Here is a 21,728-nt window from a genome sequence, read left to right as displayed (position 1 = left end):
TAACTATTATTATCGATTTTATTACTATTACATTTCAGTAGGTTAGCACGCATTGTCGGCAACATTCCTGAACAGCCTCAACGTCAAAACCCGCACTCGTCCAATCAATGGGGCGGTGTAAACATCCCTTCAATTCGAGCTAACAGATTACTCGCACTGTAATAATCCAACCGGAAAGTGTCATAACCCACGGCATAAACCCGGTTGTGTTCAATCGCTGGAATATGTGCTAAAAATTTATTACTTTTCAATGCATCAACTGACGGTTGATCACCGGAGAAGAGTAAAATAGTCTCACCGCTCAGACCTTCAGCCAGCTTCTCGCCACCTAACTGAACAATATCCTTACGATGTCCCATACTGGTGTTACCTTTCACGGTTTCAGGTATTTCAGCGAGCCTAAAACCCAACGCTTGCAACAATTTTCCTTGTGCTGAGTCTTCGGTCCACACGTTCGCGGTGCTGCCTGCGGCCTGATAGACAAAAGCCGAGGTCGGCTGTGGTGGTAAGGTAATATTCTGTTTCACCTCATTGAGCCGGTTGGCAAATTTATCAATCACCTCTTTTGCATCGGTTTCATGACCGGTTGCCTGCCCCAATATCATTGCCAACTCTTGCCAGCTTTTATCATCGTAATTAATCACTAAGGTTGGCGCGATAGCGGATAACTGCTCATACAATTTCACCGCTGAATCCCCTCCGGTGGCAGAAATAATAATTAAGTCCGGGTTCATGCCAGCCACAGCTTCGGCGTTTGGTTCAGTCTGATATATAGGTACTAAATTTTTTGTCTGCGCGATGTCAGACCATTGAGTAAAGAACCCTTGGTTATCTGCGACGCTGGAGTTGGGGGCTGTCGCTCCACTGGCAATCACCGGCGCATTGATCGCCAGTAAGGTGCCAGTGATGGTGATACTGGTGGAGACAATCCGTGTAGGTTGCTGGATTAATGTAACCGGGCCTTTAGCCGTTTCCACCGTCCGGGACCATGTGGGTGCGCTATCACCTGCCGCTGATGTGTTGCTCTCTTCGGCAGGCTTACAGCCGGATAGCCAAAGTGTCAGGCACAGCAAGCCCAACAAAGCAGGCAAAGAACGGGATGTTTTACAGGTAGACATATAGCGGGACATAACGGCGTTTTCTCTTTCTATTTAACGATGCCAGGCCGTAATTTATCATGTCATAAGATGAATGGTAGTAATTATTATTCCTATTACCATTTGTAGTGTGATTAGTGAAAGAGATGATTGGCGTGGCCATCTCCAAGACAGGAATTCTGGCGAAATATTGCACCAACCAAACCATTTACAGGACGATCAGTTGCGTGCTGGCCATGACTCATTAGCATGATTTAAGCTAATTCAGGCTGCCTCTGGGGGCTATGAGTAGCGCAAGTTGAGGTGTAATACCGGCCTGCGATCGTTGGCCGTTCTTCTTCTCATATCACTTACCGTTGTGTTAAGCACATGCCCATATCGCAATGAATAAAATTGTCATTTCCCCAGTCTTGTTCCCTTACTAAAAAAACGCGAAACCCGCTATGGCAGATAAATAGTTAAATTTTGCTGTATAGCGTGCCTGATGGTTTGATATGAATTTTTGTTATTATTTTATTTATCTCGTCCAATCGCCTTTAATAAGATATTTAATTCTGCGGTTGCAAAAACAGGTAATTATCTATCTGTAAGCAAATTAATTGATTGGCTAACTATTCCAATAGTTAATAGGCAATGAGTCGCTGTATTTATATTCAAAATAAATACATATCTTTTGGAGAAGACTGAGCATTATTAATCAGTTTTCGATCAAAGTTATCGAACGTTATTTACATTTTAATAGGTGAAATCAATCAGTTATTTAATATTGATCGGTTATCTTGATCTTTTGTATTGGTTTTATGCTATTTTGGTGATTAATCCTGATAATTAACCTTTTTCCCTGCGGGGATTATCAGCGATAAACACCTTGAAATCTCAAGGAAATAAACTAAAAAAATAAAACACAGGGGTATTCCCGTGAATTTTCTAAAACATATCACCATCAGGATGGCGCTATTATCTATTCTTGTTATTTTTTTGTTGCTCTGGGGAGGTGTCTCGACCTTTACATTATTTTCACTTAACCAATTGACGAGTTCATTACATCTGAGTTCTAACCAACAAAAAAACATTAATATTATTAATAGAGGTAATGACCAATATTTTCGTGTGGTTACTCGTTTAAGTCGTGCTGCGGCTTATCGTCAAAGTGGGGCAACTGCCAATGCTGATCGTGAATTGGCCTCAGCAGGTGTAGCACTGAAAAATACCCAGGATGATTTGGCAAAATTCAAGCTGCAATCTCATGAGTCGATGGATCCAATCTTGACGGATAAAACCATTCAAAGCTGGTCAACACTCTTGAGCAAAGGGATCGAACCGATGGTTAAAGCGGTTACCGAAAATCGCTTTGAAGATTATAACAAGTTATTTAACAATGATTATCCGCCATTGAGCCGGGAGTTCGGTGCCACAGTCGAGAAGTACAATTCTGCGGTTGATATTGCAACAGAGGCTGCCAGTTTGCGGGTTGAGACATTAGTCGACTGGTGTCAACGGGCGCTTTTTGCTGCATTAATTGCCGGTGTTATTATTCTGTTCTTAACAGATCGCTACATCGTCAGTTATTTAGTGCGCCCGTTGGAGTCGATCAAGGTGCACTTTAAGCGCTTAGCTGAAGGGCAATTAGGCCGGCCAATGCCTGAGTTTGGGCGTAATTGCGTCGGGCAATTGATCCCTTACTTACGTGAAATGCAAAGTAGTCTGGTGAATACGGTATCAACCATTCGCAACAGTACCGATGCGATTTATACCGGAGCCGGTGAAATCGCTGCGGGAAATGCGGACCTCTCTTCCCGTACCGAGCAACAAGCGGCGGCACTGGAAGAAACCGCGGCCAGTATGGAACAATTGAATGCAACGGTGAAACAGAACGCCGAAAATGCTCATCAAGCCAGTAAGTTGGCTGAGAATGCCTCTGCAACAGCGAAAAATGGCGGGCGGATTGTCAACGATGTCGTTGCTACCATGAGCAGTATTACGGAAAGCTCACGCCGTATTGCGGATATTATCGGTGTGATAAACAGTATCGCCTTCCAAACTAATATTCTGGCACTGAACGCGGCGGTTGAAGCAGCCCGGGCCGGTGAGCAGGGGCGGGGCTTTGCGGTTGTAGCAAGTGAAGTTCGTAATTTGGCCCAACGCAGTGCACAAGCGGCGAAAGAAATCGAAGGGTTGATCAGTGAATCGGTATCCCGCGTGAATATTGGCTCACAGCAAGTTTCTGAAGCAGGGGAGACGATGAACAGCATTGTGCAGGCAGTGACCAATGTAACCGATATTATGGGCGAGATTGCCTCTGCTTCTGACGAACAAAGCCGCGGGATTGGTCAAATTGGGCAAGCTGTCGCCGAGATGGACGGCGTCACACAACAGAATGCCTCCCTGGTACAAGAGTCCGCCACCGCCGCTGCCTCGTTAGAAGAACAGGCACGGCAACTCACAGAAGCGGTCTCTGTTTTTAATTTATCAGATAATATGCAAGCCACTCATTCTTAGTTAAACTTTGATTCAATTTAAGAAATAACAATTGTTGTCGTAATAATAGTAGAGAACAGCCACCGGATTGCGCTAATAGCCAGCGCCGTCTGGTGGTTTTCTATTACCAGTTTTAGATATTTAGTCACAAAAACGATATAGTGAGCTAGGTTGTTATTAGCTTTCAATAATAAAAAATTCATGTTTTTATCGGGTTAAACAATGAGAATTGCTTACTTTCGCGGCATTTTGTTTTTACTGGCGATGATTATTTCATCGTCATCTTTTGCCATTAACTGCCAGCGTGCAGCGACACCGGTTGAATACACCGTATGCGGTGACGAAGATTTACACTGGCTGGATCAGACATTTAGCGATATCTATCAGTCCATGCTGGTTAAATATGATACAGAAACAGTGTATCAGCAACGACAAATATGGGAGAAATCCCTTAACAGTTGTACCAGTGATAGCTGTATTCAGCGCGCCTATTTTCAGGGCATTGCCTCAATGTCTGATATTGACAAAAATTTTGATTGGAACGGGCAGTGGTGGAATATCACCAAAGGGAATGACCGGGGGGGTGTTATCAAAATAACCCGGGTTGCTGAGTGGGGATTTAGTATCGATAGCCGCGCCTGGTCCGGTGAGAATACCGGTAATTTTAGAGCTGAAGCGCGTAAAATTGAAGGGTTGGCGGTTGTTGATCTTATTGAAAATACAGCAAGCTGCCGGTTATTACTGATCCCGATAAAAGATGGTTCAATTCAGGTGCACAGCAATGGCAGTTGGGGTTGCCGAATTTCGATGCCTAAAGATGTCTTTATTGACGGGCAGTATATTCGGGCTGAAAAAGATCCGCGTGAGACTCCGAGCTTACTCTCGGTCGGTATTTTTACTGATACCAAGAACGATAAACTTTTCCGTGAGTTAGTCGGCGACCATTATGCCCAGTTTGTCGCCTCAGCCAACGTCTATATCTATAGCAATGACCGGGATAACCGCGGGGCAAAAGTATTATCCACCTGGGTGCGAGGTGCAGCCAATAAGCGTGCATCAATCATTATGTATACCCGTGCTGGTTTGATGTGGGCCGCGTATGTTGCGCCTGAAAAAAATGGCACGCTGCGGGTTCACTATTTTACGAATGTGCCTGAAGATAAAGATAAAAGACCCAAAACGATTGTTGAATGGCAGCAAACCTTTATGGATAACTAATCATTTGAAATGGTAAGAATTAATGAGCCTCATCCTTGAGGCTCACCCTACTGTTACTCTAAGGTACCAATCACATTCAGCGCCATATCATCAGGCACTTCGTTATAAGACAACACATTCAACCCATTGCAGAAGAGCCGTGCATAACGTGCAATTAATGGCCGCAATTGCGGCGTTACCAATAAAATAGGTTGGTGATTCTCTGCTTTCATCTGTTCCTTAATGATCGGCATATTCTGCTGCAACTGGGTCAGGATATTTGGGTCGACTGGGAAGTTATCCAATACCACTTTCCCCGCTTGTTGCGCCTGATTCAACGAGCCAAGCAGCATGTTCTCTAATTCGTTATTAATGGTATAAACCGCCAGGTTTTTGTCATCGCCATTGATACCATTGACGATCCCGGTACGTAATGCGTAACGCACATCAGAGGTGAGGAGCAGCGAGTCTTTGGTGATAGTGGCACTTTCTACTAAGGTGGTGGCGATGGTGACAATATCTTTCAGCGACACATTTTCAGTTAATAGCTGGCGATACACTTTCAGCAATTGGCTAAAATTCAATCCAGCAGCCAAATCCTCAGCCAAACGTGGTGACAATGACTCAAGCCGTTGGTGTAATTGGGTTATATCATCATAATTAAACAGTTCAGATAAATGGTCTCGTACCACTTTATTCACATGGGTTGCGACCACACTGGCACAATCCACCACCTGATAGCCGAAGTTTAGTGCCGTGGGTTTATCTTCTGGCGCTACCCATACCACGGCCAGGCCGTAAGTCGGATCGATTGCCAGTACCCCATCAACCTCGCCGTATTGTTCCGATGTTGGAATCGCCATCAGTCTATCAATATAAACATCACCACCGGCGACTTTGACACCATTAATATTGATGGTGTATTGGGACGGTTTTAAGCGGAAGTTTTCCCGTACTTTGACTTCCGGTAATAGAATTCCGCAGGTTTCAGAGATGATTTGCCGCACCCCACGCAGCCGCTGAATCAGCGGTCGGCCTTTTGATTCATCGACCAGTGTGACCAGCTTATAGCCCAAATTCAGGCCGATAGGCTCCACTATTGGAATATTTTCCCAGTTGAGGTTCAGGGCATTATCTTCAGAAATGGCGTGGTCGAGGATTGTAAGATCGGGCTCAGCATCCGCTTGCTGAATTTTTTTACTTTGCTGCCAAGCGGCGAACAGGAGTAATCCAGTGAAGCTGAGAAAGGCAAGATGGGGCATCCCCGGCACAATGGCGAGTATGAACATCACGAATGCCGCAGCATACAAGATGGTCGGTTTTGCCAACAACTGATCTTTAATTTCATCAGTCATGTCACCGCCATCACTCACTCGAGTGACAATAATTGCCGCCGCGGTTGCTAATAACAGGGACGGAATTTGTGCGACCAGACCGTCACCAATGGTTAACAATACATATTGTTGAAACGACTGGCTGGCACTGAGATCGTATTTAAAGATGCCGATACAGATACCGCCGATCACGTTGATCACCAGAATCATAATACCGGCGATGGCGTCACCGCGAACAAACTTGGATGCTCCATCCATCGCACCGTAGAAGTCAGCTTCACTGGCTACTTCTTTACGGCGCAAGCGCGCTTGCTCCTGATTGATTAACCCGGCATTAAGGTCGGCATCAATCGCCATCTGTTTACCCGGCAGTGCGTCCAACGTAAAGCGGGCCGATACTTCAGAAATTCGCTCAGCACCCTTGGTCACTACCACAAAGTTGATTGTTGGGGTGGTATCAGAAGAGGAGCGGCAAGAAATTGTGGCGCAACTGAATGGGCAAACCATCTTTTCGCAGCAATCTTTTATTTCAATTCCCTCTAAAAGTAAAAGTGGCGGCGGCAAGTTCTCTGACAGCATTGATGGCAAGGAGCAAGCAAAAGAGACTAAAAGTAATCTGGCAGTCGAAGTGCCGGAACCGGAGCAATCTCTGGAGGAGGTGGTGGATAAATCACGTAAAGAAATGGAAGAGTTATCACGCATCATTATGCAAATTACTTCCGCTTACGATGCGCAATCCAACTTGCAAATGGAAGTGGTGCCACAAGGGCTGCGTATTTTGATTCAGGATGATAAGCAGCGCGATATGTTCCAGCGCAGCAGCGCAGTACTAACGCCGTTCTTCAACCGTTTACTGGCTGAGTTGGCACCGGCATTTAATGAGATGGACAATAAAATCATTATTACCGGCCATACCGATGCTTCCCGCTACCGTGATCAGGTGTTGTACAACAACTGGAATCTGTCGGGTGAGCGAGCGTTGATGGCCCATAAAGCGTTGGTAAAAGGTGGGTTAAGTGAGGGGCGGGTATTGCAAATCAATGCGATGGCGGACCAGATGTTACTGGACCCTGCTGAACCCCTTGCGGCGAAAAACCGCCGTATTGAAATTATGGTCTTAACCAAAACCGCTTCGGACACCTTGTATCAATTCTTTGGCAACCACGGAGAGAATGTAGTGAAACCGGCAGCGAAGAAAGCCGGATAGTTATGTTCATCTTTTCACCGCCCAGTCTACCCTCGAACCTTCAGGACTGGGCGGTGCTTTTTAACACGATGGCTTAACTTAAGTTGCCATACCAGCACGCTGAGTTCGGGCGGCAAAATCTAGCGTGGTGTGATAGTGACGGTATTCCCATGGGTTGCAATGGTAACCCGCTGCCCCGGCTGGAATTGGGTAACCCCCTGAGCCTGAACCACCAGGAAGGTGGTGCCATTATCACGGCGCACTTCCAGTTCCACACCACTACTGCGATTCATCATACTCTGGACTTGTTGCCCCACAACGCCACCGGCAACCGCGCCTGCGGCGGTACCGAGACGGCGACCAGTACCGCCGCCAATGGTATTACCCAAAAAACCACCTACAACAGCCCCACCTATAGCACCTGCAACGTTATTCCCATCTCCCCCCTGAATAGTGACCGGACGAACAGACACCAAGGTTCCATAAGTCACGGTTTGGGCCTGGCCGGCCTGAGAACTGCTAAAAGTATCGCCCGAAAGGGTATTGTTATTGGCGCAACCACTGAGAGTGGCAATGGCGAAGGTTACTGCAATGAGTGGTTTTATCATAATGCCCCTTCCTACTTGAAGTTGCAGCAGTGCTAGCTGCCTGGCTGCAACTCCAATGAGTTTGGGTCATCCCTTCCTGCTTGAAGTTGCTAGCTGATAACCGATTAAATATCGACCGGTAAAATAATCATAGCACGACTTATTTGCTGACTAATTGATTCATAGATAAAAAGTAGAGTTAACTCAAATTTTACAGGGTGGCGGATCCCCGATCAGAGAGCATGTTATCTCCTCTCTGACTGATGATTTGCCGACGAAAGTGAAATCATGGCAATTGAAACATACTTAACTCGGTATAAAGTGCAATTTATCACTCAATACACTGCTGGCGGGTTATATCTCTGGCAAGTATTCGCTATCACCGCCATCGCCACGATCCATTTTTTAACATTAAGGTTTATCGTTAAAAATGGCAAAATTGGCCTTTAGCATTCTTGATCTGAATGTAATTGATAAGAATCCTATTCTCTGACGGATTTAACAATTCGAATTAGGAATAACGTTAAATTAATAACTGTTCACCTGGTATGATTTATATCCGTAGAACTGACGGGTTTCATTTTTTATAAAATGCTCAGAAAGAGGTTAACGGTTAACACTTTTTAGGTAGAAGAACGATCTGATGAAATGTTAAAAAAAGCAGTTTTAGTTAATAATTGATAGCAACATGGCGACCTAAAGATTGTTTTTCGTACAGATTTTTACCGTTGGTGGCGAACATCCTCAAGAGTCACGGCCTGCAAGGGTTTTGTGCTTTTTAACAGTATTTCTAAATGTGTTAATTCAACGTTTTCAATGACAAAATACAATCTGATTACCCATTAAATTCACTTAAAATCGGTAATTGCTGCGTTTCATCTTTAAGTTAGATAGAATTTTCATTTCCCTTTAAATAACTAAAGTAAGTAATATATAATTAAAGTTATTGCGTTAATCCACTCTTTTGGGTTAATGATATTGAATGCCATCTGCATCTACCGCATATCTTCCTGACAGACTTTTTATTTTCTGGCAAATGAAATATTTTGCTGAAACGGTTTTAGTTCACAGATATTAATCCCTTCCTGACTCATTCAATTTCCATTGATAAAGATCAACTTTATTAAATTCTTAGAGTTACAAACTATTAACACTAGGCCGTACTTTTTATAGGGATATACCCATCATTAGTGTCGGGTATGTGAACAATATAATAATAATGACAGGGGAAAAAACATGCTTTCCCAGCATGGCGTTAACCGTCGTGATTTTATGAAGCTTTGTGCAGCGCTGGCTGCCACCATGGGTCTCAGCAGTAAGGCTGCCGCAGAAATTGCTAATACAGTCGGTTCACCACAACGGCCACCGGTCATCTGGATTGGTGCTCAGGAGTGCACTGGCTGTACTGAATCACTGTTGCGTTCAACTCATCCCACCCTTGAGAATTTGCTGCTCAGTGTTATCTCAATGGAGTATCACGAAGTGCTGTCGGCAGCATTTGGTGAGCAGGCGGAAGAGAATAAGCATCGCGCTATTGAACAGTACAAAGGGAAGTACGTACTGGTAGTGGATGGTTCTATCCCACTGAAAGATGGTGGGATTTACTGCATGGTGGCAGGCAAACCTATTGTCGAGCATATCCGCGAAGCGGCGGAGCATGCGGCAGCCATTATTGCTATCGGCTCCTGTTCTGCCTGGGGTGGCGTGCCAGCCACTGGCGGCAATCCGACTGGTGCGGTCAGCTTGCAAGCGGCGCTACCGGGGAAAACCGTCATTAATATTCCTGGCTGCCCGCCGAATCCGCATAACTTCCTGGCAACCGTCGCTCATATCATTACCTTTGGCCGCCCTCCCGCGTTGGATGCCAAGAACCGCCCAACCTTTGCCTATGGCCGCCTGATCCACGAAAACTGTGAGCGCCGCCCGCACTTTGATGCCGGTCGCTTTGCCCGCCAGTTTGGCGATGAAGGGCATCGTCAGGGCTGGTGTCTCTATCACCTTGGTTGCAAGGGGCCGGAAACCTACGGCAACTGCCCGACCCTGGAATTCTGCGATGTTGGCGGTGGCATCTGGCCGGTTGGCATTGGTCACCCGTGCTACGGCTGTAACGAAGAGGGGATTGGTTTTACCAAAAGCATTGCTCAATTAGCCAATGTCGAAAACCCAACACCACGCGCAGAAAAACCGCTGATACACAATGCAGAAGGCGGCAAAGTTTCCACCACTGCCACGGCGTTGCTGGGTGGGGTGGTGGGATTGGTCGCCGGTGTCAGCCTGATGACGGTGCGTGAACTGGGGCGGCAACAGAAACAGCGCCGTAAAGATGACGATCACTCATCGCGGGAGGAATAGCCGTGAACCGACGTCACTTTTTCAAATTAGCCTCAGGCGGTGTCTTGCTGGCGGGGCTGTCCCCCAGCAGTAAAGCTGAGGTACAAAATCGGCCACCGATCCCCGGCGCGCTTGGCATGTTGTACGACTCGACGCTATGCGTCGGTTGTCAGGCATGTGTCAGCAAGTGCCAACAGATTAATCACAGCGAGTTTGCCGCGCACGGTGAAACCTACACCGGTGGTGATGCTATCTGGTCAAACAACGACAAACTTAGCCCCTATACCAACAACATTATTCAGGTGTGGACCAGTGGTGCGGGTATCCATAAAGATCAGTTGGAAGATGGTTACGCCTATATCAAAAAACAGTGCATGCACTGTGTTGATCCCAACTGTGTTTCCGTCTGCCCGGTCAGTGCACTGCGCAAAGATGCCAAAACTGGCATTGTCCACTATGACCCGAATATCTGTACCGGCTGTCGCTACTGCATGGTCGGCTGCCCGTTCAATGTGCCGAAATACGATTACGATAACCCCTTTGGCAAGATCCATAAATGTGAGTTGTGTAATCAGAAAGGGGTGGAGCGGCTCGATAAAGGCGGCTTACCCGGTTGTGTTGAGGTGTGTCCGACTGGTGCGGTGATATTTGGTACCCGTGAAGCGTTGCTGTCAGAAGCCAAACGGCGGCTGACGTTAACACCGGGTGAGAACTACCGTTTCCCGCGGCAGACACTCAGTGCCAACGACACCTACGAGCATCCGGTTGCTCATTATGATCCGCATGTCTACGGCGAAAAAGAGGGCGGTGGTACGCAAGTGTTGGTGCTGGCGGGCATTCCAACCGAGAAACTTGATTTGCCACCGTTGGCAGAACTGGCAACCGGTGCGCGTTCGGAGCATGTTCAGCACACCCTGTACAAAGGCATGATCCTGCCGCTGGCGGTACTGGCCGGTGTGACGGCGCTGGTGCATCGCAATACCCGCGATGAGCGCAAAGACAGTGATGCCGACACGCACGATAAAAAGGACGGTCCAGATGACGATGCATAAATCCAGTCCACTGGGTGGGCGGCTGGTCAGTTGGCCGGTCATGCTGTTAGCGCCTTTTGTGGTGTTATGCGCGCTGCTGATAGTTAAACGTTTGGTGCTTGGGCTGGGTTCAGTCAGTGATTTGAACGGCGGCTTCCCATGGGGGATCTGGATCGCCTTCGACTTACTGGTGGGTACCGGCCTGGCCTGCGGCGGCTGGGCGTTGGCCTGGGCGGTTTATGTCTTTAACCGGGGTGAATATCACCCGCTGGTGCGCCCGGCGCTGTTAGCCAGTTTATTTGGTTATGCGCTGGGGGGATTGTCGATCACCATTGATGTTGGCCGTTACTGGAACCTGCCTTATTTCTTTATTCCCGGCTACTTTAACGTCAATTCGGTGTTATTCGAAACCGCCGTCTGTATGACCATTTATATCGGTGTAATGGCGCTGGAATTTGCCCCCGCACTGTTTGAACGCCTCGGTTGGAAAGTTTCGCTCAAGCGGCTGAACAAAGTGATGTTTTTCGTCATCGCACTGGGTGCGCTGCTGCCGACTATGCATCAGTCCTCAATGGGTTCATTGATGATTGCCGCAGGTGCGAAGATCCATCCGTTGTGGCAAAGCTATGAAATGTTACCGCTATTTTCATTGCTCACCGCCGCCATTCTGGGCTTCTCTATCGTCATCTTTGAAGGCTCTTTGGTGCAGGCCGGATTGCGTGGGCGAGGTGCCAATGAAGCACCGCTGTTTAGCCGGCTGACCACCATTATCGACCTATTCCTGCTGCTATTTGTCTTGCTGCGCTTGGGTGAAGTGGTAGTGCGGCACAAAATAGATTATCTGCTGCATTTCGACCGCTACGCTATCGCCTTTTGGGCTGAAATCGTACTGATGACTTTGCCGCTCATCATCTTCCGTATCCGGCGGGCCAGAGAAGACAGCCGCTTACTGTTTATCGGCGCGTTGTGCATGATTGCGGGCGCGGCGCTATGGCGGCTCAACTACTCGCTACTGGCCTTTAACCCCGGCGGTGGCTACAACTACTTCCCAACCACCAGTGAAATCCTGATCTCAATTGGCTTCGTCGCCATTGAGGTCTGCGCCTACATTTTATTGATTCGGCTATTGCCGGTGCTGCCTGCTCACGGGCAATTACATAAGAATAATCAGACAGAGGTAAAGCATGAGCCAACGCATCACCATTGATCCCGTTACCCGCATTGAGGGACACCTGCGGATCGACTGCGAAATTGAGGACGGCAAGGTCATTAAAGCCTGGTCCTCCGGCACCATGTGGCGTGGCATGGAAGAGATTTTACAAGGCAATGATCCCCGCGATGCCTGGATGATTGTGCAGCGTATTTGCGGCGTATGTACCACCATCCACGCTATCGCCTCGGTACGCGCCGTGGAAAATGCGCTGGGGATGGAAGTCCCGGTCAATGCGCAACATATCCGCAATTTGATTCTGGCCGCGCACAGCATCCATGACCATATCGTGCACTTCTACCAACTGTCCGCACTGGATTGGGTGGATGTCACCTCCGCGCTGCAAGCCTCGCCACAGAAAGCGGCAGCCATGTTGAGTGGCTTATCGAGCTGGCCACTTAACAGCGCGGAAGAGTTCAGCCGCGTACAACAGAAAATCAAAGATCTGGTGGCCAGCGGGCAGTTAGGCATTTTTGCCAACGGCTATTGGGGCCATCCGGCAATGGCGTTGCCACCAGAAGTGAACCTGATTGCGGTAGCGCACTATTTGCAAGCATTGGAATGCCAACGTGATGCCAACCGCATTGTGGCGGTATTGGGGGGCAAAACACCGCACATTCAGAATCTGGCGGTGGGGGGTGTTGCCAATCCAATCAATCTGGATATGCCAAGTGTGCTTAATCTGGAGCGCTTGATGTTGGTGAAATCCTTCATCGACCGACTGGGCAGTTTTATCGAGCAAGTTTATAAGGTGGACACGGCGGTGATCGCTGCCCACTATCCAGGCTGGCTCAATCTGGGCAAAGGGGCCGATTACTATCTCAGCGTGCCGGAGCTACCGACCGATCGCAAAGGGGAGACTTTCCTGCTGCCGGGTGGCTATCTGGATAAGGGCACCTTCCGGCCGATTGCCAATCATAACGATCCTTATCTGATCAAAGGTATTGCCGAGAGCGGCAAACATGCCTGGTATCAGGATGACGAACCGCTGGCACCGTGGGAGGGCAAAACCAACCCGAACTACACCGGCTGGCAGGAAGATGGCAAATACTCGTGGGTAAAAGCGCCGACTTTCTATGGCAAAACGGTAGAAGTTGGGCCGCTGGCATGGTTGATGTGCGGTCTGGCGGCTGACCACGCGCCGACTAAACAGCATTTCAGCGATATTGGCGCGGCCTATCAGAAATTGAGCGGGCAGGCTATCACGCAAGATCAACTGCCATCGACGCTGGGCCGCATCATTGGCCGCGCGGTGCATTGTTGCGTGCTGCATGAAACGCTGGCTCAGCAATGGACGGCGCTGGTGACCAATATCGGTACCGGCGACGTAGAAACCTTTATCAAACCGAATATTCCGTTAACTGGCGAAATTCGCGGTGTTGGCTTTGAAGAAGCGCCACGCGGCATGTTGTCGCACTGGGTGGTCATCAAAGACGGCAAAATCGCCAACTATCAGGCGGTGGTGCCCTCCACCTGGAACGCCGGCCCGCGTAACTACAATGACGAGCCAGGGCCATATGAACAAGCGCTGGTGGGCACGCCGGTTGCTGATCCGGCCAAACCGCTCGAAGTGGTGCGGACCATTCACTCATTCGACCCGTGTATGTCTTGTGCCGTACATATTGTTGATACAACGGGCAACGAAGTGACCAAAGTCAAGGTGCTGTGATGGGGATTTTGGTATTAGGTATAGGTAACTTATTACTTAGCGATGAAGCGGTGGGGGTACGTCTGGTTGAAGCATTGGAACAACGCTTTGAGATACCCCCAGGTGTTGAGGTGTTGGACGGCGGTACCGCAGGTTTAGAACTGATGGAAGCGATGGCAAACCGCGAACATTTGATTGTTGCTGATGCGGTATTCACCGGCCAGCCTCCGGGCAGCGTTGCGGTGCTGCATGATAAAGAGATACCGGCTATGTTCAGCCGCAAAGTCTCGCCCCATCAGTTGGGGCTATGCGATGTGCTGATGGCACTGCAACTGACCGGTGAATCCCCGCGCCGACTGACATTGGTGGGCGTGGTGCCAGAATCTCTGGCGCCAGGAATTGGCCTGACACCAACGGTGACACAGGCGATGGAGCCAGCATTGGAGCAGATTCTGGCCGCATTGCGTTTAAGCGGAATTACGCTCAACGTGCGGGAGCAAGACCATGTCTGACTTCCTTGATGACGCTGGCATTATCGGGCTGACACAAAACCCGGCACCTTTGCTAGAGCAGGTTTTTAGCCAGATTGCCGCAGATGAGATGCGCGGCTTGCCATTCTACCGTGACCACATTCCGCTACGCGCCTGTGGCTTTCAGTTATTTGAGCAGCAATGGGTGGGGGCGTTATTGACCCCGTGGATGCTGAGTTTAGTGGTATTACCGGGGCCGCAGCAAAGCTGGCCGCGCCGGGTGGTGGGTGAGCGCCTGATGCTGGCACTGCCATGTGGCACCATCAGTTTTACGCTCGGCGAAATAGCCGGTTGCGGCCAGTACCTGAGCCGCTCGCTGATGTCGCCATTGGACACCACGCTGCAAGCGGAACAGGCGCTGCTTCTGGCAGAACAGAGCGCTCGCATGGTGCTTTCACTGCCCATTAGCGATGCTGATGCACCGGTAAATCCACGGCGGCGGGCGTTGTTTAGTCAAATGACGAATCAGCATGCATGAAATCAGTTTATGCCTCAGTACGCTGGACCTGATTGAAACACAGGCCAGGCTTAACGGGGCCAAACGAATAACGGCGGTATGGCTGGAGATTGGCGCGCTCTCTTGTATTGAGGAGAGCGCATTGCGTTTTAGTTTTGACGCCGCCAGCCGTGAGACATTGGCCGCTAATTGCCAATTGCATATCAATTATTTACCCGCACAAGCCTGGTGTTGGGAGTGTAGCGCCAGTGTTCAGATTGAACGGCACGATGCCGGGTGCCCGCATTGTGGCAGCCATGCTCTGCAAGTGGAGAGTGGTGACAGTTTGCAGGTAAAACAGATAGAAGTGGAATAATCCTGAAGGAGTGAATTCCTATGTGCACGACTTGTGGTTGCGCCAGCGGCGAAACAAAGATCGAAGGCGACGACAGTCACCATCATGCTCACGACCATCATGATGATGGTCACGGCCACCATCACCACCATGATCAGCACCACGATGATCACCATCATGACCACCCCAACGATGCCCAGCCGCAACAGACTCAGCATAAACATAAATATGTCGCCAAAGGCACGCAGCCGGTTATTGTCCATCATCACTATTATTACCATCAGGGCGATGTTCATCATCACTACCACGGTAAAACGCCTGAACCGGTAGCGATACCACAGCCAGCGCAGCCGGAAGCTGAACCCTTTGCGCCACAAGTGCATGCCGATCAACAAGGGCTGCATTACGGACAGGGCGAGGCAGGCAGCCACGCACCGGGCATGGGCCAGCGCCGCTTGCTGCAAATCGAGCAAGACGTGCTGAGCAAAAATAACCATTTAGCCCACCATAATCGTGAGCATTTTGTCGAACAACATATTCTGGCGCTGAATTTGGTTTCCAGCCCCGGTTCTGGCAAAACCACGTTGTTGACCTCAACCTTGCAACTGCTGGCTGGGCAAGTGCCTTGCGCGGTAATTGAAGGTGATCAGCAAACCACCCATGATGCCGAACGTATTCGCGCCACTGGCGTGCCCGCGATTCAGGTCAATACCGGTAAAGGCTGCCATCTGGATGCGCAAATGGTGCACGATGCAGCACATCGTTTAGCGCTGGCTGATGATAGTCTGCTGTTTATTGAAAACGTCGGCAACTTGGTGTGTCCGGCCAGCTTTGATCTGGGCGAACGCCATAAAGTAGCGGTATTGTCAGTCACTGAAGGTGAAGATAAACCGCTGAAATACCCCCATATGTTTGCAGCTTCCACCCTGATGATTATCAATAAAATCGATCTGCTGCCCTATCTGGATTTTGACATTGAACAGTGCATTGCCTATGCCCGTCAGGTGAATCCTGATATTCAGGTGATTGCACTGTCTGCCAGCAGCGGCGAAGGGATGGATTTGTGGCTGGAATGGCTGGAGACACAGCGATGTGCATAGGCGTTCCCGGCAAAATTGTGGCGGTGGGTGAAGACATTCACCAACTGGCATGGGTGGAAGTGAGCGGAGTGAAGCGTGAAATCAATATCGCACTGATATGCGACGATACCCCGGCGGCATTGCTCGGTCAGTGGGTATTAGTGCATGTCGGGTTTGCCATGAGCTTGCTTGACGAAGAAGAGGCGCAACAGACACTGGTCGCGCTGGAACATATGCAGGCAGTTGGACTGGATTGGGATGCCACCGCGGTGAGCGAGGCACGCGATGCGTTACGTTGATGAGTTTCGTGATCCCGCATTAGTGAGCGCATTATTGCAACGGATCGAACAGTTATTGCCGCAGATCGCGGATCAACAGCGCTTGCCACTGCAAATTATGGAAGTCTGCGGTGGGCACACTCATGCGATCTTCAAGTTCGGTCTGGATCAACTGCTGCCTGATGGGTTGGAGTTTGTCCATGGACCGGGCTGCCCAGTGTGTGTATTGCCGATGGGCCGCATTGATAGCTGTTTGGAAATTGCCGCGCACCCTGAGGTGATTTTTTGCACTTACGGTGATGCGATGCGTGTGCCGGGGCGCAATGGCTCGATGCTGGATGCTAAACGGCGCGGCGCGGATATTCGCGTGGTCTATTCACCGTTGGATGCATTGACGCTGGCACAGCATAATCCTGATCGCCAGGTGGTGTTTTTTGGCCTCGGTTTTGAAACCACCATGCCTGCCAGTGCCTTAACCCTGCAACAAGCCAAACGGCTTGGGTTGACCAATTTCACCGTGTTCTGCCAGCACATCACCATCATTCCTACCTTGCGTAGCTTGCTGCAACAACCGGATGTGCGTATCGACGCTTTTCTGGCTCCAGGTCATGTCAGTATGGTGATTGGCACCACGCCGTATGGCTTTATTTGCGACCAATTCCACAAGCCATTGGTGGTTACCGGTTTTGAGCCGCTGGATATCTTGCAGGGGCTGGTAATGCTGCTTGAACAGATGGTCAGCGGGCGTTGTGTGGTAGAGAACCAGTATCGGCGCATTGTGCCGGACAGCGGTAACTTACTGGCACAACAGGCACTGACAGAGGTTTTTGTTGCTAAAGCCAGCAGCGAATGGCGTGGCTTGGGTGAAATAGCGGATTCCGGCGTACAACTCAGCCCTGACTATATCGCTTTCGATGCCGAGTTACGTTTCAAACCGCAACAGCAGCAGGTGGCAGATTCTCCACGATCTCGCTGTGGGGATGTGCTGACTGGGCGTTGCAAGCCTGATCAATGCCCACTGTTTGGCGGCGAATGTACGCCAGACAATGCCTTTGGCGCACTGATGGTGTCATCCGAAGGGGCCTGCGCCGCTTATTATCAGTATCGATAACCCTTGGTACTTGAAGCTGCTGGGGGGAGCTGCATTCGCTTGCAGCGCCTACCTGCAACTCCAATGACTTTGGGTTATTAATAAGGTCACAACTAAATGAATAAGAAAGAGATTACTCTGGCCCACGGCAGCGGTGGTCGGGCAATGCAGAGCTTGATCGAATCACTGTTTCTGGCGGAATTTTCCAATCCGGCGCTGAATGAACGGGAAGATCAGGCGCGTATCGCGCTGGCGGATCTAACCATACAGGGCGATCGGCTGGCGGTATCCACCGACAGCTATGTTATTGATCCGATCTTTTTCCCCGGCGGCGATATTGGCAAGTTGGCCGTGTGCGGCACAGCAAATGATGTGGCAGTCAGTGGCGCAACACCACGCTACCTCTCCTGCGGTTTTATTCTGGAAGAAGGTTTGCCGATGGACGTTCTCACGCGCATTGTGCAATCAATGGCGGCTACCGCGCGGCAAGCAGGGATTCAGATAGTTACAGGTGATACCAAAGTCGTGCAGCGCGGCGCGGCGGATAAGATCTTTATTAATACCACCGGCATAGGAGTGATCCCCGCAGATATTCACTGGGGAACCGCGATGATCCGTGCTGGTGATCGGATCGTTGTCAGTGGCACTTTAGGTGATCATGGCGCGACCATTCTGAACCTGCGTGAAGGGTTGGGGCTGGAAGCAGAGCTGGTGAGCGATTGTGCACTATTGGCACCGTTGATCGCTCCGCTGCGATCTATTCCCGGAGTGCGGGCGTTACGTGATGCTACCCGTGGCGGCGTGACGGCGATCTTACATGAATTTGCGGCCGCCAGCGGTTGCGGCATGGAGATCAACGCGTCAGATCTCCCCCTGAAACAGGCAGTGCGGGGTATTTGCGAATTGCTGGGGTTGGATGCACTCAACTTTGCCAACGAAGGTAAGCTGGTGCTGGTGGTGTCACCAGAGGCACAAGAATCGGTATTAACCGCGCTCCATAACCATCCACTCGGCCAGGATGCCGCCGTTATCGGGCAGGTGACTGAGAATAAGCAAGTACGCTTATGCGGTGCGTATGGTGTTTCGCGTAGATTGGATTTGCCTCTGGATGAGCCATTGCCGAGAATTTGCTGAGCCCATTCGTCCTTGAAGCCGCAGGGGTGTTAGCTGCGTTCGCTCACCCGAATCACTGACTGATGTCAGCTCATCGGGATTTGCTTACTTGCTGCCTACCCGCAACTCCAATGACTTTTGGGAACCCATTCGCACTTGAAGTGACAGGCGATTAACCAGTTGATAAGTGGGGAAATGTGCCGAATGGGTCGTAACGGCGTGAGCCGTCGAAGTGCCCATCGGTGCAGTCGCCCCGCAATCTCCGAGCTATAAAACAGGTTGCTGGCAGCCTTGTGAAGGAGTTTCTGTGGATAAAAATGGCCTCTGCCTGCGGGTAAAAGGCAAGGTGCAAGGCGTGGGGTTCCGCCCTTATATCTGGCAGCTTGCCCACCGCTTTGCGCTAAGGGGCGATGTCAGTAACGACAGCGCGGGCGTGACGATTCACCTATGGCAAACCCCGGCGGTGGCGGATTTTTTACAAGCATTGCCACAAGATTGCCCGCCATTAGCGCAAATTGATAGTGTCACCACTTCACCCTACCATTGGGCGCAGCCGCCGCTGGATTTTGTGATTCATCACAGCGGTGCCGGGCAGATGGATACGCAAATTGTACCGGATGCTGCAACCTGCGACGCCTGTTTGGCTGAAATGAACCATCCTGCCAATCGCCGCTACCGCTACCCGTTTATCAACTGCACCCATTGTGGCCCGCGTTTTACTATTATCCACCGCATGCCCTATGACCGGCCATATACCGCCATGCGCGAATTCCCGCTGTGTGCCGCCTGTCAGGCAGAATACGACCATCCGGCCGATCGCCGTTTTCACGCCCAACCCAATGCTTGTGCCGATTGTGGCCCGCAATTGTGGCTAACGGGGCGAGAGGGACAGCCGATTGCGCACAACTTCGCGGCGCTAGAGCAAGCCGCAGCCGCTCTGTTGGCAGGGGATATCGTTGCTGTCAAAGGGTTGGGGGGATTCCATCTGGCGGTAGATGCCACTAATGCTGCCGCTGTGGCCCGTCTGCGGCAACGCAAACAGCGACCTTCCAAGCCGCTGGCGGTGATGTTACCGCACGCCGACTGGTTATCACGCTGTGTGCAAAGTAACGATAGCGCCGCGTTATTACGCGTGTTACGTAGCCCTGCGGCCCCGATTGTGTTGGTTTCGTCGCGGGCTGATAGCCCGCTGTGTGTGGCGCTGGCACCGGGCTTACCTGAAATTGGTGTGATGCTACCCGCCAATCCGTTACAACATTTGCTGCTGCAACAGGTCGGGCGGCCTCTGGTGATGACCTCCGGTAATGGCCGTGGTAAACCCCCAGCGTTGAGTAATGAGCAGGCGCTTGGTGCCCTGAGAGATATTGCTGACCACTGGTTATTGCATGATCGGCAAATTGTGCAGCGAGCCGATGACTCATTAGTGCGACTCACTGGCAGCGGTGCTGAAATGCTACGCCGGGCCAGAGGGTATGTGCCAGATGCTTTCGAGTTACCTCCGGGATTTAGCCAGCAGCCAGCAGTTCTGGCGCTGGGTGCGGATATGAAAAACACGTTTTGCCTGCTACGTGATGGTAATGCGGTGTTAAGTCAACATCTGGGGGATCTGGAAGACTGCGATATCGCACAGCAACAGCAGCAGTTAGTGGCGCTGTTTTGCGATATTTACCATTTCACACCACAGACAGTCGTGGTGGATGCTCATCCCGGCTACGTCAGCCACCAATTAGGGAAAACTCTGGCTGCACAGTGGAATATCCCTTGTGTTGACGTGCTACACCATCATGCACATCTGGTGGCTTGTCTGGCAGAGCATGGCTGGCCTCGCGAGGGTGGGGCAGTGATTGGTGTGGCACTGGATGGGCTGGGTTATGGCGCTGATGGTCAATTGTGGGGCGGTGAATGCCTGCGAGTGGATTATACGAGCTGTGAATACATTGGTGGCTTACCCGCGGTGGCACTACCCGGTGGCGATCTGGCCTCGCGTCAACCGTGGCGCAACCTGCTGGCTCAGTTACAGCGCTATGTCCCCAATTGGCAACATCTGCCTGAGAGTGCGGCGATTCCTCAGCCGGAGGGAAGGGTATTGGCGCGGGCGATTGAGCGGGGGATTAATGCGCCGTTGGCCTCCTCCACTGGGCGCTTATTTGATGCAGTAGCGGCGGCACTCAATCTTGCCCCGCTATCAATAAGCTGGGAGGGCGAAGCCGCCTGCCAGTTGGAAGCACTGGCGCGACAAAGTGCGGTTTCAGTTCCGCCGGTGACGATGCCACTGTGCGATAACCAACTGGACTTAGCCACTTTCTGGCAGCAATGGTTGGCTTATGATGCCACTCCGGCGGAGCGGGCCTACGCGTTCCACTTTGCTCTGGCACAGGGATTTGCTACTTTGGCGCGGCAGGCGGCCCAGTATTATCGTATTGATACTATTGTCTTTTCAGGTGGGGTGCTACATAACCGGTTACTGCGTGAGTTACTTAGCGCACAATTGCATGATTTCCAACTGTTGCTGCCCCAGCGCCTGCCTGCCGGTGATGGTGGCCTGGCTCTAGGGCAAGCACTGATTGCCGCTGCGTCAAAATGCCATAAGTGATGATTATGGCTAATAGTGTTTGATTACCGTTAATTGTGTTAATAATAAAGCTCGTTGACTCGGGGTGCCTGCCGCTAAATGCGTAATGGCTGAGATTTTACCCGTATTACCTGATCTGGATTATACCAGCGGAGGGAAGTCGCGGTATCGTTGTT

General features: G+C 50.5%; 16 protein-coding genes, 2 pseudogenes and 1 riboswitch. Of the genes and pseudogenes, 15 read left to right on the top strand and 3 right to left on the bottom strand.

Annotation, left to right across the window (positions count from 1 at the left end; translation table 11 throughout):
• Positions 1-104 precede the first annotated feature (104 nt).
• Entirely contained in the window at positions 105-1,130 is a 1,026-nt protein-coding gene (gene fepB / locus A6J67_RS23100; RefSeq protein ID WP_050296932.1) for a Fe2+-enterobactin ABC transporter substrate-binding protein, read from the bottom strand.
• Positions 1,131-2,015: 885 nt separating this feature from the next.
• Between fepB and A6J67_RS23095 the strand changes: the two genes are divergently transcribed.
• Positions 2,016-3,596 carry a methyl-accepting chemotaxis protein gene (locus A6J67_RS23095; RefSeq protein ID WP_080608446.1) on the top strand — a complete coding sequence of 527 codons (1,581 nt, stop codon included), beginning with the start codon at positions 2,016-2,018 and terminating at the stop codon, positions 3,594-3,596.
• Positions 3,597-3,797: 201 nt separating this feature from the next.
• Complete coding sequence (locus A6J67_RS23090; protein WP_050296933.1) at positions 3,798-4,793, top strand: lysozyme inhibitor LprI family protein; 996 nt, start codon at positions 3,798-3,800, stop codon at positions 4,791-4,793.
• A gap of 53 nt (positions 4,794-4,846) precedes the next feature.
• Here A6J67_RS23090 and A6J67_RS23085 read toward each other — a convergent pair.
• Positions 4,847-6,550, bottom strand: a pseudogene (locus A6J67_RS23085) (flagellar biosynthesis protein FlhA); the annotation flags it as partial.
• Here A6J67_RS23085 and lafU point away from each other — a divergent pair.
• A complete protein-coding gene (gene lafU, locus A6J67_RS23080; RefSeq protein ID WP_313770027.1) occupies positions 6,513-7,313 on the top strand; it encodes a putative lateral flagellar export/assembly protein LafU in 801 nt (266 codons plus the stop codon). The pseudogene A6J67_RS23085 and the gene lafU overlap by 38 nt on opposite strands.
• Positions 7,314-7,432: 119 nt before the next feature.
• Here lafU and A6J67_RS23075 read toward each other — a convergent pair whose 3' ends face one another.
• Entirely contained in the window at positions 7,433-7,900 is a 468-nt protein-coding gene (locus A6J67_RS23075; protein WP_005188115.1) for a glycine zipper 2TM domain-containing protein, read from the bottom strand.
• 1,198 nt (positions 7,901-9,098) lie between these two features.
• On the opposite strand from A6J67_RS23075, the pseudogene hybO reads away from it, so the two are divergent.
• From hybO to hypF, 12 genes and pseudogenes are all read left to right on the top strand, one after another.
• Positions 9,099-10,231, top strand: a pseudogene (gene hybO, locus A6J67_RS23070) (hydrogenase 2 small subunit).
• Positions 10,232-10,233: 2 nt separating this feature from the next.
• Positions 10,234-11,262, top strand: coding sequence for a hydrogenase 2 operon protein HybA (hybA, locus tag A6J67_RS23065; protein WP_050296934.1), 1,029 nt, complete (start codon positions 10,234-10,236; stop codon positions 11,260-11,262).
• Positions 11,249-12,448, top strand: a complete 1,200-nt coding sequence (hybB, locus tag A6J67_RS23060; RefSeq protein ID WP_050296935.1) for a Ni/Fe-hydrogenase cytochrome b subunit — start codon at positions 11,249-11,251, stop codon at positions 12,446-12,448. Before hybA ends, hybB begins: the two co-directional genes overlap by 14 nt.
• Positions 12,426-14,120, top strand: a complete 1,695-nt coding sequence (hybC, locus tag A6J67_RS23055) for a hydrogenase 2 large subunit (RefSeq protein ID WP_032906922.1) — start codon at positions 12,426-12,428, stop codon at positions 14,118-14,120. Before hybB ends, hybC begins: the two co-directional genes overlap by 23 nt.
• The gene (locus A6J67_RS23050) at positions 14,120-14,611 is read left to right on the top strand and encodes a HyaD/HybD family hydrogenase maturation endopeptidase (protein ID WP_042569074.1); all 492 of its coding nucleotides are present in this window, start codon (positions 14,120-14,122) and stop codon (positions 14,609-14,611) included. The genes hybC and A6J67_RS23050 overlap by 1 nt, the downstream gene beginning before the upstream one ends.
• Positions 14,604-15,107 (top strand): hydrogenase-2 assembly chaperone, encoded by a 504-nt coding sequence (gene hybE / locus A6J67_RS23045; protein WP_032906918.1) that lies wholly within the window; start codon positions 14,604-14,606, stop codon positions 15,105-15,107. The genes A6J67_RS23050 and hybE overlap by 8 nt, the downstream gene beginning before the upstream one ends.
• Entirely contained in the window at positions 15,100-15,441 is a 342-nt protein-coding gene (hypA, locus tag A6J67_RS23040) for a hydrogenase maturation nickel metallochaperone HypA (protein WP_032906916.1), read from the top strand. Before hybE ends, hypA begins: the two co-directional genes overlap by 8 nt.
• Positions 15,442-15,461: 20 nt before the next feature.
• Positions 15,462-16,520 (top strand): hydrogenase nickel incorporation protein HypB, encoded by a 1,059-nt coding sequence (gene hypB, locus A6J67_RS23035; protein ID WP_050296936.1) that lies wholly within the window; start codon positions 15,462-15,464, stop codon positions 16,518-16,520.
• A complete protein-coding gene (gene hybG, locus A6J67_RS23030; protein WP_042569076.1) occupies positions 16,511-16,798 on the top strand; it encodes a hydrogenase maturation factor HybG in 288 nt (95 codons plus the stop codon). The genes hypB and hybG overlap by 10 nt, the downstream gene beginning before the upstream one ends.
• Positions 16,785-17,888 (top strand): hydrogenase formation protein HypD, encoded by a 1,104-nt coding sequence (hypD, locus tag A6J67_RS23025; protein WP_032906912.1) that lies wholly within the window; start codon positions 16,785-16,787, stop codon positions 17,886-17,888. Before hybG ends, hypD begins: the two co-directional genes overlap by 14 nt.
• A gap of 96 nt (positions 17,889-17,984) precedes the next feature.
• Positions 17,985-19,001 (top strand): hydrogenase expression/formation protein HypE, encoded by a 1,017-nt coding sequence (gene hypE, locus A6J67_RS23020; protein ID WP_050288733.1) that lies wholly within the window; start codon positions 17,985-17,987, stop codon positions 18,999-19,001.
• Between the two features lie 286 nt (positions 19,002-19,287).
• Positions 19,288-21,573, top strand: a complete 2,286-nt coding sequence (gene hypF / locus A6J67_RS23015) for a carbamoyltransferase HypF (protein ID WP_050296937.1) — start codon at positions 19,288-19,290, stop codon at positions 21,571-21,573.
• Positions 21,574-21,623: 50 nt separating this feature from the next.
• Positions 21,624-21,727, top strand: a riboswitch (TPP riboswitch).
• The last annotated feature ends 1 nt before the right edge of the window (position 21,728 follow it).

The organism is Yersinia sp. FDAARGOS_228, from assembly GCF_002073315.2.
Classification (GTDB): domain Bacteria; phylum Pseudomonadota; class Gammaproteobacteria; order Enterobacterales; family Enterobacteriaceae; genus Yersinia; species Yersinia intermedia.
Note: the sequence above shows the minus strand (reverse complement) of the source record. Positions and strands in the feature narration are given on the sequence as shown.

Bases quoted from the DNA above. Each gene is read 5' to 3' on its own strand.
- fepB (WP_050296932.1), bottom strand. From the start codon at position 1,130: ATGTCCCGCTATATGTCTACCTGTAAAACATCCCGTTCTTTGCCTGCT.
- A6J67_RS23090 (WP_050296933.1), top strand. From the start codon at position 3,798: ATGAGAATTGCTTACTTTCGCGGCATTTTGTTTTTACTGGCGATGATT.
- A6J67_RS23075 (WP_005188115.1), bottom strand. From the start codon at position 7,900: ATGATAAAACCACTCATTGCAGTAACCTTCGCCATTGCCACTCTCAGT.
- hybB (WP_050296935.1), top strand. From the start codon at position 11,249: ATGACGATGCATAAATCCAGTCCACTGGGTGGGCGGCTGGTCAGTTGG.
- hybC (WP_032906922.1), top strand. From the start codon at position 12,426: ATGAGCCAACGCATCACCATTGATCCCGTTACCCGCATTGAGGGACAC.
- A6J67_RS23050 (WP_042569074.1), top strand. From the start codon at position 14,120: ATGGGGATTTTGGTATTAGGTATAGGTAACTTATTACTTAGCGATGAA.
- hybE (WP_032906918.1), top strand. From the start codon at position 14,604: ATGTCTGACTTCCTTGATGACGCTGGCATTATCGGGCTGACACAAAAC.
- hypA (WP_032906916.1), top strand. From the start codon at position 15,100: ATGCATGAAATCAGTTTATGCCTCAGTACGCTGGACCTGATTGAAACA.
- hypB (WP_050296936.1), top strand. From the start codon at position 15,462: ATGTGCACGACTTGTGGTTGCGCCAGCGGCGAAACAAAGATCGAAGGC.
- hybG (WP_042569076.1), top strand. From the start codon at position 16,511: ATGTGCATAGGCGTTCCCGGCAAAATTGTGGCGGTGGGTGAAGACATT.
- hypD (WP_032906912.1), top strand. From the start codon at position 16,785: ATGCGTTACGTTGATGAGTTTCGTGATCCCGCATTAGTGAGCGCATTA.
- hypE (WP_050288733.1), top strand. From the start codon at position 17,985: ATGAATAAGAAAGAGATTACTCTGGCCCACGGCAGCGGTGGTCGGGCA.